Consider the following 14,054-nt stretch of genomic DNA (forward strand, 5'->3'; position numbering starts at 1 on the left):
GTACGGCCGAGACGAGTGCGACCGGGCGTCAGCCCTTGATCGCGCCCTGCATGATGCCGCCCACGATCTGCTTGCCGAACAGCAGGAAGGCGATCAGCAGCGGCAGGGTGCCGAGCAGGGCGCCCGCCATGATCACCGACTGGTCGGGGACATAGCCGGTGCCGAGCGAGTTGAGCGCGACCTGTACCGTCGGGTTCTCCTGGTTCAGGGCGATGATCGGCCACAGGAAGTCGTTCCAGGCGAACACGAAGGTCAGCAGGCCGAGAACGGCCATCGCGGGCCGGGCCGCGGGGAACACCACGTGCCAGACGATCCGCAGACTGCTCGCGCCGTCCACCCGCGCCGCCTCGATCAGCTCCGTCGGCAGCGCCTGCACCAGGTACTGCCGCATGAAGAACACACCGAAGGCGGTCACCAGCGTCGGCAGGACGACCGTCTGCAGCTGGTTGGACCAGCCGAGGTCCGCCATCCACAGATACAGCGGGACGACGGCCAGCTGCGGCGGCACCATCATCGTGCCGATCGTCAGCAGCAGCAGAACGTTCGAGAACTTGAACCGCAGTTTGGCGAAGGCGAAACCGGCGAGGGTGGAGAACAGCACCGTGGCGACCGTGATCGTGCCCGCGACGATCACCGAGTTGACCATCGCGGTGCCGAGCCCGGCCTCCTCCCACGCGGTCTCCAGATTCTTGAACAGGTTGCCGCCGAACCACAGCGGCGGCGGGGTCTGCGCCAGCCGGGCGTTGGTGCGCGAGGCCGCGATCGCCGTCCACACCAGCGGGGCCAGCGAGACCAGCGCGAACAGGGTCAGCACGACATAGGTGACCGGGCCGGCGTGCAGCTGCTTGCCCGCGCCCATCACGCGCTTCCGTTCCCGCCGGGACGGCGGTTTCTTCCCGGTCTGAGGGGGAGTCAGTTGGGTCGCTGTCATTGGGACTTCCTCAGCCGTCGGGAGATCAGCAGATTGACCGCGGCGACGATCAGCAGGATCAGGAACATCGACCAGGCGATCGCGGACGCCTTGCCGAGGTTGCCGATGATCCAGCCCTGGTCGTACATGTACAGCCCGAGCGTCTGGAACTGGTGACCCGAGCCGCCCTTCGAGCCGCTGACCCCGCCGAACAGCAGGGGCTCGCCGAAGAGCTGGGTCGCGCCGATGGTCGAGACGACCACCGTGAACAGGATCGTCGGCCGCAGCTGCGGGATCGTCACGTGGAGGAACTGCTGCCAGCGGTTGGCGCCGTCGATCGCCGCCGACTCGTACAGATCGGCCGGGATCGCCTGCATGGCGGCGAGGTAGATCAGCGCGTTGTAGCCCGTCCACCGCCAGATGACGATCGTCGACACGGCGAACTTCGAACCCCAGTCGGACTCGGTCCAGTTGACCGGATCGATCCCGACGAAGCCGAGCATCCAGTTGATCATGCCGCCGTCCCAGGAGTACAGCAGCACGAACACCAGCGTCGCCGCCGCCACCGAGGTGGCGTACGGGGTGAGCATCACGACCCGCCACACGACCGAGCCGCGCAGCTTGTAGTTGAGCAGGTGCGCCAGGCCGATCGCCATCAGCAACTGCGGCACCGTGGAGATCACGCCGATGGTGAAGGTGACCCACAGCGAGTTCCAGAAGAAGTCCGAGGACAGCAGGTTCTCGTAGTTCTTCAGCCCGGCCCAGGACTGGCCGTCCAGGTCGGACAGCTGCACGTTGTGCAGCGAGTACCAGGCCGTGTACAGCAGCGGGACCAGCGAGAACGCGCCGAACACGATGAAGAAGGGGGAGATGAACGCGTACGGCGACGCCTTCATGTCCCAGCGGTACAGCTTGCTGCGCCAGGAACCCGGGCCCGGCTCAGGCGGCGTACCGCGACCGTGCGCGCGGCCGGCCGCGCCCGGCTGCTCACCGGGCGCGGCGTCGGCGCTCGACGCGGAGTGCGCGAGGGCCTGCTTGGAGCTGGTCACTGGCCGAGCACGTCCTTGATCTCCTCGGTGGCCGCGTCCCAGCCCTCCTCAGGGCTCTTGCCCTTCTGCTCGACCTGGAGGATGCCGATGTCGGTCAGCGCGGTGCCGATCGGCTGGTCCTTGACGCCGAAGTACTGGGTCGGGATCGTCTTGGCCGAGGCGGAGAAGATCTCCGTGATCGGCGCGTTCGAGAAGTACTCGGTGGTGGCGTCCGCCGGCTTCAGGGTCGAGTACGCCGACGGGGCCGACGGGAAGCTCGCCTGCTTGGCGAAGACCTTCGCCTGCTGCTCGGGCGCGGTCAGCCACTTCGCCAGCGCGATGGCCTCCTTCTGGTGCTTGCTCGCCGTCGGCACGCCGATGAACGAACCGCCCCAGTTGCCCGCGGTCGGCGCCGCCGCCACGTCCCACTTGCCCTTGCCCGCGTCACCGGACTGCTCCAGGATGTAGCCGATCATCCAGGCCGGGCAGGCCACCGTGGCGAAGGTGGCGTTGGCGTAGCCCTGGTCCCACGGCTTCTCGAACTGCTTCAGCTTCGCCGACATGTCGCTGGTCGCCACCTCCATGGCGGTGTCCCACGCCGTCTTCACGCCCGCGGACTTCTCCCAGACGACGTTGCCGTCCTTGTCGTAGTACCGCTCGCTCGCACCGTTGAGGACGGCGTTGTAGACGGAGGAGGCGGAGTCCACGAACTTGGTGCCGCTCGGCGCCTTCTTCATGTACTCCTTGCCGAGGTCGACGTACTTGCCCCAGTCGCCCTTCCACTGCTCGGCGAGCTTGGTGCGGTCGGTCTCCAGGCCGGCCTTCTGGAACAGGTCCTTGCGGTAGCAGACGGCCATCGGACCGATGTCGGTGCCGAGCCCGATCAGCTTGCCGTCCTTGGTGGTGGCCTGGGCGTTCTTCCAGTCCAGCCACTGGGACTTGTCGACCTCCTTGCCGAGGTCGACGAACTTGTCGGCCTGCGTCTGCACGGCCTCGGTGACGTTGCCGACCTCGATCGCCTGGATGTCGTCGGTACCGGCACCGGCCTGCAGGCGGGTGAGGACCTTGGGCCAGTAGACGTCGGTCTTGGTGGTGACGTTCTCCTTGATGGTGATGTCGGGGTTGAGCTTCATGTACTCGTCGTAGAGGCCGGCCTGCTTGTAGCCGAAGGTGCCGAACGTGCCGACGGTGAGAGTGGTCTTGCCGCCGCCTCCGCCCTCGTTCGAAGGGCCGTCGTCCGAGTCCTCGGCGCAGCCGGCGAGCAGCCCTGTCGTCAGCGCGGCCGCGGCCGCGAGGGCCATCAGCCGGCGGGACCCGCGGGTACTCGTGCGCATTGCGTCCTCCTGTTGCCTGACGTGCCGACCCCCCGGCCAACTGCACTGTTGGGCCCGTTCATTCTTCACGCTGCGGCTCGGGCGGGGAACGTGCGGGATGTGTATGTGTCAGGTACTGTGGGAGCGCTCCCACATGTGATGTGTTGAAGGTTCGTCGGTCGGGGCGGGGGTGTCAAGGGTGGGAGCGCGGAGAGATGCGTTCAGTTATCGGGCTGTTAACTGGACCTCGTGAGCCGGTCCGGCGATCGCGGACGAGGGTCCGCCGAGGCTCGGCGCGGGGGGTCCTGGGGCGCCGGCTCCCGGCTGGGGTCACCGCACCGGACGGGACTGTTAAATTCCAGGCCAGCGACGAGACAACGGCGGGAAGGCGGAGCCCATGGCAAGCCACGGAGTGCGGGGGCGGAGCGGTGGCCGGCCCACCCTCGAAGAGGTGGCGGCCCGCGCGGGCGTGGGACGGGGCACCGTCTCCCGGGTGATCAACGGCTCGCCCCGGGTCAGTGACGCGACCCGCGCCGCGGTGGAGGCGGCGGTCGCGGAGCTCGGTTATGTTCCCAACACGGCCGCCCGTGCCCTGGCGGCGAACCGTACGGACGCCATCGCGCTGGTCGTGCCCGAGCCGGAGACGCGGTTCTTCGCGGAGCCGTACTTCTCGGACATGCTCAAGGGGGTCGGCGCCGAGCTCGGCGACACCGAGATGCAGCTCCTGCTGATCTTCGCGGGCAGCGACAAGGAACGCCGCCGGCTGGCCCAGTATCTGGCGGCACACCGTGTCGACGGTGTCCTGCTGGTCTCGGTCCACGCGGACGACCCACTGCCGGATCTGCTGGCCCAGCTCGAGATCCCGGCGGTGATCAGCGGCCCGAGATCGGCGGCGGAGACCCTGACCTCGGTCGACTCGGACAACTACGGCGGCGCGAGGTCGGCGGTGGAGCACTTGGTGGCCCGGGGCCGGGGGAGGATCGCCCACATCACCGGCCGCCTCGACGTCTACGGCGCCCAGCGCCGCGTCGACGGCTACCGCGACGCCCTGGGGGACGCCGGGCATCAGGTGGACGAGCGGCTGATCGAGCCCGGCGACTTCACCGAGGAGGGCGGCGCGAGGGCGATGCGGGCGTTGCTGGAGCGCGTCCCCGACCTGGACGCGGTCTTCGCGGCGTCGGACGTGACGGCGGCGGGCGCCCGCCAGGTGCTGCGCGAGGCGGGCCGCCGCATCCCCGACGACGTCGCCCTGGTCGGCTACGACGACTCCGCCATCGCCCGCCACATGGACCCGCCGCTGACGTCCGTCCGCCAGCCCATCGAGGAGATGGGCCGCCGCATGATCGACCTCCTCCTGAGCGAGATCGCGGACCGGCGTCCGGCGGCGTCGCGGGGGCTGGAGCGGGCGCAGGTGGTGCTGGCGACGGAGCTGGAGGAGCGGGCGTCGTCGTGAGGGCGGAGCGAATGTCGGCGACGTATGCCAGTTGACAACGTCGTCAACATGGAGGTGGTCGGCGTGACCGTGACCCAGATCGATCTGGATGACGAGGCGCTCGGCAGCACGCGGCGCGCGGGGAGTTCGACGCGGCGGCAGCGGCTCATGAAGCAGCCAAGCGGGCACGCCGGGCGGCCTTCGAGTGATCACGTACCTCCTGGACACCTCGGCGCTGTGGCACCTCTTCCGTACCCCCGGGGCGTTGGTTGCCTGGGAAGGGCACCCGCATCAGACGAGGCCTTCGAGGGATCCGTCCGTCGACATGACGGGTACGCACCCTGTTGGACCAAACAGAGTCGGACAGCACGCGGAGGACACCCCCATGCGTTCCTTGACCTTCGTCATCGGTACGGGACGCAGCGGTTCGACCGCGTTGTCGCGCATCCTCAACGCCCATCCGGATGTGCTGAGCCTCAACGAGTACATGGCCTCCGTGGGCGACGCCGCCTTCCCCGAGGGGAAGGTGACCGGTGAGGAGTTCTGGCAGACGCTCTTTCGGCCCGCCCCGCACTTCGAGCGGATGATCCGCAGTGGGCTGCCGCTGCCGGAGTTCCTCTACACCCGTCGCCCCGGCAGGTACTCGGCGCAGACCACCGGCATCCCCGCGCTCTCCCTGATGGTGCTGCCGCACCTCACCGACGACCCGGACGGGCTTCTCGACGCCCTCGGCGCGGCCGTGGTCCAGTGGCCCGAGCGCACCGCCGCCGAGCACCACCGGGCGTTGTTCGACCTGCTGTGCGGGCGGTTCTCAAGGACCGCCGTCGTGGAGCGCTCCGGCTACTCGACCGGCTGGGCAGCGGGGCTGCGGGAGACGTTCCCGGAGGCGAGGTTCGTGCACATGTTCAGGGACGGGCCGGACTGCGCCCTGTCCATGAGCCGGCACCCCGGCTACCGCGCGATCACGCTGCTGCGCGAGATCAAGGAGCGGGCCGGCGTCCAGAGTTTCGGCGACCTGACCGAGGAGCACGTACGCGCCCTGCCCCCGGACCTCGCACCGCTGCTCGACGACCGCTTCGACCCGGCCCTCGTACGCGACCGCGACCTGTCACCGCGCAGGTTCGGCGCGCTGTGGTCCGAACTGGTCACCGAGGGCGCCGAGTTCCTCGCCGGACTGCCCGCCGACCGGCGCACCACGCTCGCCTACGAGGACCTCCTCGACAGGCCGGCGGAAGAACTCACCCGCTTGGCCGAGTTCATCGGGGTGGACCCCCAACCGCGGTGGCTGAGCACCGCGTCGGCCCTGCTCGACCACAGCCGCCGCGGCTCCGCGAGCAGGTTGCCGGCAGGGGAGTTCGCCGACCTGAGGGAGAGCTGCGCGCCGGGCGCCCGAGCCTTGGAAGGGCGACCGATCGGGTGACGGCCGAGCAACGCCCTCAAGGGGCGCGGGGCTGTATCGATTTGCGGCTCCGCCGCGCGGGCGCGACCAGCCCCCACGACCCGCACAGGCCGACCAACAAGTACGGACCCCCACGTGATGCCACCTGTCACGGGGGGTCCGTTCTCATCGCCGGGGAGCCGCCCAACCCCCCGGCCTGCGCGGCTAACCGGTGGCCGTCACTCCCCGGCCGGCGGCGCGTCGAGGAAGTGCGGTCGGCCAGTGGGCCAGGGCCGCGGTCGCGGAGTACCAGGCCACCGCGCCCGCCGCCACGGCGAACCAGCCGCCCACCTTGGTGAGTCCGTCGTTGTCGGCGAAGTTGGCGATCGCCATCAGCAGCAGGCCGACGAAGAACAGCCCGTGCATGCCCTGGCCGAGCTGGTCGCCACCGGCGAGGGTCAGGGACAGCGCCACCAGGGCGAACAGCAGCAGGAAGAGCCCCGCGGCATTGGCGGACACCTGGCTGTCGGCCGCGACGGCCCAGGTGAACCAGAGCGCTCCGAGCGCCACGAAGGCGGTCCCGTTCGCGCCGTCGCGGTCGCGGAAGGCCATCAGACCGGCGACGAAGAGGGCGATGCCGCCCACGTACTGGGCGATTGATACGGCGTCAGCGGCTGACACGCCGTCGATGACATCGGTGTACCCCAGCCCGAAGGCCAACAGGGTGACACCGAGGGCGAGTCGGCCGACCACGGAGGTGATTCCGCTTCCCGCAGAGACGTCGTTGGCCACGGCGGGCTCCCTTCATGCATGTGCAGTTGTGCGGTGTGCGATATATGCCCTTCACAAGGGCACAAACACCTCTACGCGCCAGTAGGTTCACGCACTGCAGAAAGGGGGGCGCCGTCTCGAACGGCTCATCTCACCTGGGACAACGGCGAGTTACGGAATGACAACGACGGGACGCTTGGCCCGCTTGGCGAGCCGCCCCGCGACGGACCCGAAGATCCGCCCGACGATGCCCTGGGTGGAGCCGACGACGATCGCGTCCGCCTCGTACTCCTGTCCGACCTCTTCGAGTTCATGGCAGATGTCGCCGCCGCGCTCGACGAGGATCCAGGGCACCTCGGCCAGATAGTCGGCGCACGCCAGCTCGAGGCCGAGCACCTCGGTGCGGTGGTCCGGCACATCGACGAAGACCGGCGGCTCGCAGCCGGCCCACACCGTGGTGGGCAGCCGGTTGGCGACATGGACGATGATCAGGCCCGACCCGGAGCGATGGGCCATGCCGATGGCGTACGCCAGGGCGCGCTCGCTGGAGGTGGAGCCGTCGAAGCCGACGACGACGCCGTGCTTGAAAGCGGGATCGCAGGAATGGCGTGAGTCTTCCGCCGCCAGGGGCTCGGCCGCCGTGGGGTCGGCGACGGGCCGCTTGCGGTCCGCTGGTTCGAAGAATTCGTGACCGGCCATGGTTGTCTCGGCGTATTGATCCTTGTATGGGCGGGCCCGCGAGCGGAGCTCGCTGATGGATGCGGCGGTGTGCAGCGGAGCTTGCGGCGGAGCTGTGTCCGGGAATGGTCTTCCCAACCCCATACCCCAAGGGTACGGCGGCACGCCTCCTTAGCCCAGATACCCGCTCACGGGCGGTGCGGGTTCCAGGGAGCATGCACGAGGGGACGCCCGTAACGCAATGGTTGCTGCGGTGTACAGGCGGTTTGCACAGGATCCACGCGCGTCCACCGGCGGACCCGCCGCGGGGCAGTGACCGACCGCCCCGACCCGCGTTGATCACCACGATCCGCCGTCCAGGGAGCCCAGGAGCACGCACCCACATGTCCGGACCCCACACCCCCTCCGAGGACAGCGCCACCGACGTGGTCCGCTGGGCGGCCTTCAGCTGCGTCCTGGTCCCCGTGGTCCTCCTCTGGTACGGCACCTCGCTCGCCGGAGCCACCGGCACCGCCCTCGGTCTCGCGGCCGTGACGGCCGTCTGCCGGGTGCTGCTGCGCCAGTCGGAGCGCGGCGCGACACGGCTGCGGCAGGAGGAGCGGCACGGTCCGTCACCGCGTCGTCGCGGACGCCATCACCGGACGGGAACCGGGGCCCATAGAGGCGGACGTCACACTGGGGGAAATACACCGGTCGGCTGACCGGTTTCCGCGCACGGGCACGCTGGTTTTCAGCCAACTTCTGGCGTGCCTGCATCCCCCGCCCAGAACACCCCCCAACCCCCGTTCCACCTGCACGGAAAGGGCCTCAAGGGGGCTGTGCACCCTACGTGGATTGGCCACTGCGACAAGGCGCACTTCCCTGCACGGCCCGTGAGTGCAACGCTTCGTGATCGAATGCTTCACGCCAAGTTGCCAAGTCGACAATGTGCCGAGTGTCGAACCGGCCACTGAGGCGCGGCGCGACACAGTAGATTCGATCTTGACTGTCTACGGCGGGGGACTCGTGCAGGACCGAGGGGAAACGTGCAGGAGCGACACAACCGAGGAGCCGCGACCACCGAGGGGGGCTTAGCAGTATGAGCCACGACTCCACTGCCGCGCCGGAAACCGCGGCCCGGAAGCTTTCCGGGCGACGCCGCAAGGAGATCGTCGCGGTGCTGCTGTTCAGCGGCGGCCCCATCTTCGAGAGTTCCATACCGCTGTCGGTGTTCGGGATAGACCGCCAGGACGCCGGCGTACCGCGCTACCGCCTGTTGGTGTGCGGCGGCGAGGAAGGCCCACTGCGGACCACAGGGGGCCTGGAACTCTCGGCACCGCATGGCCTGGAGGCGATCTCCCGGGCGGGCACGGTCGTCGTGCCGGCCTGGCGTTCGATCACCTCGCCGCCACCGGAGGAGGCGCTCGACGCACTGCGCCGGGCGCACGAGGAAGGCGCCCGCATCGTCGGGCTGTGCACCGGCGCCTTCGTCCTCGCCGCGGCGGGCCTGCTGGACGGCCGTCCCGCGACGACACACTGGATGTACGCACCGACGCTGGCCAAGCGCTATCCGTCGGTGCACGTGGATCCAAGAGAGCTGTTCGTGGACGACGGCGATGTGCTGACGTCGGCCGGTACGGCAGCCGGCATCGACCTCTGCCTCCACATCGTGCGGACCGACCACGGCAACGAGGCGGCGGGCGCGCTGGCGAGGCGCCTTGTCGTACCGCCGCGCCGAAGCGGAGGCCAGGAACGCTACCTGGACCGCTCTTTACCAGAGGAGATCGGCGCCGACCCGCTCGCGGAGGTCGTCGCCTGGGCGCTGGAGCATCTGCACGAGCAGTTCGACGTTGAGACGCTGGCGGCACGCGCGTACATGAGCCGCCGCACCTTCGACCGCCGCTTCCGCTCGCTGACGGGCAGCGCCCCGCTGCAGTGGCTGATCACCCAGCGGGTGCTGCAGGCGCAGCGGCTGCTGGAGACGTCCGACTACTCGGTGGACGAGGTCGCGGGCCGCTGCGGCTTCCGTTCGCCGGTGGCGCTGCGCGGGCACTTCCGGCGCCAGCTCGGCTCGTCGCCGGCCGCGTACCGGGCGGCGTACCGGGCCCGGCGCCCGCAGGGCGACAAGCCGGCGGATCCGGAGGCGGCCGTCGGTCAGGGCCCGGCGCCGCAGGGTCCACCGCCCACCCCGTACCCGGAGGGCGGCCCGGTCCCGCTGCAGACCCGCCGCACCCCGGCACCCGTGGGCCCGCCCTCGGACAACGGGCGCGAGCTGTACGTCGGAGGCCGGGCGACCCTGCCAAGCCAGCGCAGCGGAGCATGACCTTCTGACGCCGGGCGGGCGCATGTCAGCCCGTCCGGCGTTTGAGGACGAGGCCCGAAGGGCCGATGGCGGGGGTCCAGGGGGCGGCAGCCCCCTGGTACGCCGCCTGCGACACCGGGCACCCCCAAAAGCGGACCTCAGCCGTAGGGTGTTCGCATGAACGATCGCATGGTGTGGATCGACTGCGAGATGACCGGCCTCTCGCTGTCCGACGACGCGCTCATCGAGGTTGCCGCCCTCGTCACCGACTCCGAGCTGAACGTCCTCGGCGAGGGCGTGGACATCGTCATCCGCCCGCCGGAGACGGCGCTGGAGACGATGCCGGAGGTGGTGCGTCAGATGCACACCGCGTCCGGGCTGCTGGCCGAACTCGCCGGCGGCACGACGCTCGAGGACGCCGAGGAGCAGGTCCTCGCCTACGTCCGCGAACACGTCAAAGAACCCGGCAAGGCGCCGCTGTGCGGCAACTCCGTCGGCACCGACCGCGGCTTCCTGCTGCGCGACATGCCGACGCTGGAGGACTACCTCCACTACCGGATCGTCGATGTCTCCTCGATCAAGGAGCTGGCGCGCCGCTGGTATCCGCGGGCCTACTTCAACAGCCCCGAGAAGAACGGCAACCACCGCGCCCTCGCCGACATCCGCGAGTCCATCGCCGAACTGCGCTACTACCGCGAGTGCATCTTCGTGCCCCAGCCGGGCCCGGACTCCGACACCGCGAAGTCGATCGCCGCGAAGCACGTTCTGCCTGCTCAGTAGGCATGTGCGGGGGGTCACCCAGGGGCGCCGCAAAAGCTGTGCGCGAGCACCCCTTCGGACCCTGTACACTTTTTCTCGGCCGGTCGGGGACTCCACTGAAGTCAACAACCGGGCATGGTGGGTGTAGCTCAGCTGGTAGAGCACCTGGTTGTGGTCCAGGATGCCGCGGGTTCGAGTCCCGTCACTCACCCTCACCACTCAGCCGGTGACTTCAGGACGAAGTCACCGGCTGAGGCGTTTCCGGAGGGTCCAGGCCACGGTCACCGGGGGCCACCACGCCGAGATCGCGTGGGTGGTCGGCACACCGTGGGAGAGGCCGTGGTGGCGGGGGCTGCGGTGCTGAGGGGGCCGCAGACGGCTGCGGGGCCGCACCTTGATGCGGCCCCGCCCTTCGAGTCGACTACTCCACCGTCACCGACTTCGCGAGGTTCCGCGGCTTGTCGATGTCCCGGCCCAGGGCCAACGCCGTGTGGTAGGCGAGGAGTTGGAGCGGGATGCCCATCAGGATGGGGTCGAGCTCGTCCTCGTTCTTCGGGACCACGATCGTCTGGTCCGCCTTCTCCTCGTGCTGGTGGGCCACCGCGAGGATCTTGCCGCTGCGGGCCTTGATCTCCTCCATGGCGGCACGGTTCTTCTCCAGCAGGTCGTCGTCGGGGACGATCGCGACCGTCGGGAGGGCCGGCTCGATCAGGGCCAGCGGGCCGTGCTTGAGCTCGGAGGCCGGGTAGGCCTCGGCGTGGATGTAGGAGACCTCCTTCAGCTTGAGGGAGGCCTCGCGGGCGACCGGGTAGCCCCGGACGCGGCCGATGAAGAGCATCGAGCGGGCCTCGGCGTACTGCTGGGCCAGCTTCTCGATCTCCGCCTCCTGCTCCATCACCGAGGCGATCTGCCCCGGCAGCTTGCGCAGGCCCTCGATGATGCGCTTGCCGTCGCGGACGGACAGGTCGCGGGTGCGGCCGAGGTGCAGGGCGAGCAGCGCGAAGGCGACCGTGGTGTTCGTGAAGCACTTCGTCGAGACGACGCAGACCTCGGGGCCCGCGTGGACGTAGATGCCGCCGTCGGCCTCGCGGGCGATCGCGGAGCCGACCACGTTCACCACGCCCAGCACCCGGGCGCCCTTGCGCTTCAGCTCCTGTACGGCGGCGAGGACGTCGTACGTCTCACCGGACTGGGAGACGGCGATGTAGAGGGTGTCGGGGTCGACGACCGCGTTGCGGTAGCGGAACTCCGAGGCCGGCTCGGCGTCCGCGGGGATGCGGGCCAGCTCCTCGATCATCTGGGCGCCGATCAGGCCCGCGTGGTACGAGGTGCCGCAGCCGAGGATCTTCACACGGCGGATCTGGCGGGCCTCACGGGCGTCCAGGTTGAGGCCGCCGAGGTGCACGGTGGAGAAGCGGTCGTCGATGCGGCCGCGCAGCACGCGGTCCACGGCGTCGGCCTGCTCGTGGATCTCCTTGTGCATATAGGTGTCGTGGCCGCCCATGTCGTAGGAGGCGGCCTCCCACTCGACGGTGGTGGGCTCGGCCGTGGTGCGGGTGCCCTCCGTCGTGTAGGTGCGGAAGTCGTCGGCCTTGAGGGTGGCCATCTCGCCGTCGTCCAGCGTCACTATCTGCCGGGTGTGGGCGACCAGGGCGGCGATGTCCGAGGCTACGAACATCTCCTTCTCGCCGATCCCCAGGACGACCGGGGAGCCGTTGCGGGCGACCACGATGCGGTCCGGGAAGTCGGCGTGCAGCACGGCGATGCCGTACGTGCCCTCGATCAGCCGGAGCGTCTCGCGGACCTTGTCCTCCAGCTTCTCCGCCTGCGCGCGGGAGATGAGGTGGACGAGGACCTCGGTGTCGGTCTCGGAGAGGAACTCGACGCCGTCCGCCTCCAGCTTGCGGCGCAGGTCGGCGGCGTTGTCGATGATGCCGTTGTGGACGACGGCGACCTTGCCCTCGGCGTCCAGGTGCGGATGGGCGTTCACGTCGGAGGGGGCGCCGTGGGTGGCCCAGCGGGTGTGGGCGATGCCGGTCGTGCCCTTGAAGCGGGCCGGCACCTTGGCCTCCAGGTCGCGGACCCGGCCCTTGGCCTTGACGGTCTTCAGACCGGCCGTCTTCGGGGAGGTCACGGCGATGCCCGCCGAGTCGTAGCCGCGGTACTCCAGCCGCTGCAGGCCCTCCAGGAGCAGCGGAGCCACATCACGCTTCCCGATGTATCCGACGATTCCGCACATATACAGGTATTCCTAGCCGTAGACGATGCGGCGCAGCTGCCTGAGCGTGAGCTCCGGCGGTGCCACCGCCCGGTATTTGAGGTCCGCCTCGATCCGTTCGAAGATCGCCGCGTTCACCAGGCCCTGGGCCTGCAGCTCGCGATGGCGGCGACGGACGTAGTCCTCGGTCGTCTCGTCGAAGTAGGCGAGCACGTCCTGGATCACACGAAGCGCCTCGCCCCGGTTGAGGGGCGAGGACCGCGTCAGATGATCGACAAGTTCGTCGTGCACCCGGTAGATCCTGGAGTACGGGCGGCGCTTTCGCAAGAATCCTGCCCGATTCCGGGCAGGTGTGGGCTCGGAGCCTTACATTCTCTTGAGTATCGCCTGCTTGGCCATGGTGAACTCCTCGTCCGTCAGCACGCCGGTGCGATGGAGGTCGCCGAGTTCACGCAGCCGGCGCAGCAGGGCGTCGTGGTCCTGCTCCGGGTCGTCCTGCGGCTCGCTCGCGGGCGTCGGAGTGGCCGGGTGCGGGAGGCGGGCCTGGACCGCCGCCGCGACCAGGGCCATCAGCGGGTCCTTCTTGAAGCCCCACAGCTCCACGGCGTTGGGGTCGTACTTGGGCGGGGCCTTGGTGGAGGCGTTCTTGACGGTGAAGCGGAGGTAGCCGTTCTCCAGGCCGGCCGCCGGATGCCACTCCACCCCCGAGATGTCGGCGAGGGCCAGGGAGCGGGTGCCGGCGGCGGCCTTGGCGTCCTCCGTCTTCCAGTTCCACTCCAGGCGGAGGTGCTCCCCGTCGAAGCTGGCGGTGGCGTCCCCGGCGGAGACCGACAGCGGTACCGAGGGGCCCGGCAGCAGATACCCGTCGACCGGGTCGGCGGGCACCTGGTCGAGGAGCAGGGCGTTGCGGACCTCGTCCACGAAGTACTCGGCGACGCCGTAGCGGTCGGACTCCACGATGAGCTGGTACGGGTCGTGGGGCTCGGTGAGCCGGCCGCCGGTGGCGTGCAGCAGCGGGTCGGCGCCGTCGCGCAGGCGGAGCCTGAGCCGCCCGGCCTTCTTGCCCTGCTCGAAGGAGACGCTCGCCAACGCGCCCAGGGGGACGACCAGTTCACCCAGTGTCTTGCGGAACAGGCTCACGTTCTTGTCCCGGCCGGGAGTCAGCCGGAGTGCGTCGCCGTCGAAGACCCACGTACCGTCCTTCTGGATGATTTCCGCCATGGGGTGGATTGTTCCATCAGTCTCGCGAGAGAGTGGTCCAGACCTCTTGGAGCTCCCCCTGGCTC

13 protein-coding genes, 1 tRNA gene and 1 pseudogene are annotated in these 14,054 nt (G+C 69.5%); 7 read left to right on the forward strand and 8 right to left on the reverse strand.

The window, feature by feature from the left end:
- Window positions 1–28: 28 nt before the first annotated feature.
- The 3 genes from IM697_RS07120 to IM697_RS07130 are packed head-to-tail and all read right to left on the reverse strand — an operon-like array spanning window position 29 to window position 3,272.
- Window positions 29–931, reverse strand: a complete 903-nt coding sequence (locus IM697_RS07120) for a carbohydrate ABC transporter permease (protein ID WP_194045749.1) — start codon at window positions 929–931, stop codon at window positions 29–31.
- The gene (locus tag IM697_RS07125) at window positions 928–1,959 is read right to left on the reverse strand and encodes a carbohydrate ABC transporter permease (protein ID WP_194045751.1); all 1,032 of its coding nucleotides are present in this window, start codon (window positions 1,957–1,959) and stop codon (window positions 928–930) included. The genes IM697_RS07120 and IM697_RS07125 overlap by 4 nt, the downstream gene beginning before the upstream one ends.
- Entirely contained in the window at window positions 1,956–3,272 is a 1,317-nt protein-coding gene (locus IM697_RS07130) for an ABC transporter substrate-binding protein (protein WP_194045753.1), read from the reverse strand. Before IM697_RS07130 ends, IM697_RS07125 begins: the two co-directional genes overlap by 4 nt.
- Window positions 3,273–3,648: 376 nt before the next feature.
- Between IM697_RS07130 and IM697_RS07135 the strand changes: the two genes are divergently transcribed.
- From IM697_RS07135 to IM697_RS07140, 3 genes and pseudogenes are all read left to right on the forward strand, one after another.
- A complete protein-coding gene (locus IM697_RS07135) occupies window positions 3,649–4,704 on the forward strand; it encodes a LacI family DNA-binding transcriptional regulator (protein ID WP_194045756.1) in 1,056 nt (351 codons plus the stop codon).
- A gap of 184 nt (window positions 4,705–4,888) precedes the next feature.
- A pseudogene (locus IM697_RS45665) lies at window positions 4,889–4,969 on the forward strand (VapC toxin family PIN domain ribonuclease); the annotation flags it as partial.
- Window positions 4,970–5,068: 99 nt separating this feature from the next.
- Window positions 5,069–6,103 (forward strand): sulfotransferase family protein, encoded by a 1,035-nt coding sequence (locus tag IM697_RS07140; RefSeq protein ID WP_194045758.1) that lies wholly within the window; start codon window positions 5,069–5,071, stop codon window positions 6,101–6,103.
- Window positions 6,104–6,286: 183 nt separating this feature from the next.
- Here the strand turns inward: IM697_RS07140 and IM697_RS07145 are convergent, their stop codons facing one another.
- Window positions 6,287–6,853: a GPR1/FUN34/YaaH family transporter gene (locus tag IM697_RS07145; RefSeq protein ID WP_194045760.1), complete on the reverse strand. Its 567-nt coding sequence runs from the start codon at window positions 6,851–6,853 to the stop codon at window positions 6,287–6,289.
- 150 nt (window positions 6,854–7,003) lie between these two features.
- Window positions 7,004–7,531: a universal stress protein gene (locus tag IM697_RS07150; protein WP_194045762.1), complete on the reverse strand. Its 528-nt coding sequence runs from the start codon at window positions 7,529–7,531 to the stop codon at window positions 7,004–7,006.
- A gap of 362 nt (window positions 7,532–7,893) precedes the next feature.
- Between IM697_RS07150 and IM697_RS07155 the strand changes: the two genes are divergently transcribed.
- From IM697_RS07155 to IM697_RS07170, 4 genes are all read left to right on the forward strand, one after another.
- On the forward strand, window positions 7,894–8,211 hold the full coding sequence (locus IM697_RS07155; RefSeq protein ID WP_194045764.1) for a hypothetical protein: 318 nt from the start codon (window positions 7,894–7,896) through the stop codon (window positions 8,209–8,211).
- A 377-nt stretch (window positions 8,212–8,588) separates the two neighbouring features.
- Complete coding sequence (locus IM697_RS07160) at window positions 8,589–9,812, forward strand: helix-turn-helix domain-containing protein (RefSeq protein WP_194045766.1); 1,224 nt, start codon at window positions 8,589–8,591, stop codon at window positions 9,810–9,812.
- Window positions 9,813–9,968: 156 nt separating this feature from the next.
- On the forward strand, window positions 9,969–10,571 hold the full coding sequence (gene orn, locus IM697_RS07165) for an oligoribonuclease (protein WP_194045768.1): 603 nt from the start codon (window positions 9,969–9,971) through the stop codon (window positions 10,569–10,571).
- A gap of 117 nt (window positions 10,572–10,688) precedes the next feature.
- Window positions 10,689–10,761: transfer RNA gene (locus IM697_RS07170), tRNA-His, on the forward strand.
- 210 nt (window positions 10,762–10,971) lie between these two features.
- Here IM697_RS07170 and glmS read toward each other — a convergent pair.
- The 3 genes from glmS to IM697_RS07185 all read right to left on the reverse strand — a co-directional run bounded on the left by glmS (window position 10,972) and on the right by IM697_RS07185 (window position 13,989).
- On the reverse strand, window positions 10,972–12,789 hold the full coding sequence (glmS, locus tag IM697_RS07175) for a glutamine--fructose-6-phosphate transaminase (isomerizing) (protein ID WP_194045770.1): 1,818 nt from the start codon (window positions 12,787–12,789) through the stop codon (window positions 10,972–10,974).
- A 12-nt stretch (window positions 12,790–12,801) separates the two neighbouring features.
- Window positions 12,802–13,059: a hypothetical protein gene (locus IM697_RS07180; protein ID WP_194045772.1), complete on the reverse strand. Its 258-nt coding sequence runs from the start codon at window positions 13,057–13,059 to the stop codon at window positions 12,802–12,804.
- Between the two features lie 75 nt (window positions 13,060–13,134).
- The gene (locus tag IM697_RS07185) at window positions 13,135–13,989 is read right to left on the reverse strand and encodes a DUF4429 domain-containing protein (protein ID WP_194045774.1); all 855 of its coding nucleotides are present in this window, start codon (window positions 13,987–13,989) and stop codon (window positions 13,135–13,137) included.
- Window positions 13,990–14,054: the final 65 nt, after the last annotated feature.

This window comes from Streptomyces ferrugineus, assembly GCF_015160855.1.
Lineage (GTDB): Bacteria > Actinomycetota > Actinomycetes > Streptomycetales > Streptomycetaceae > Streptomyces > Streptomyces ferrugineus.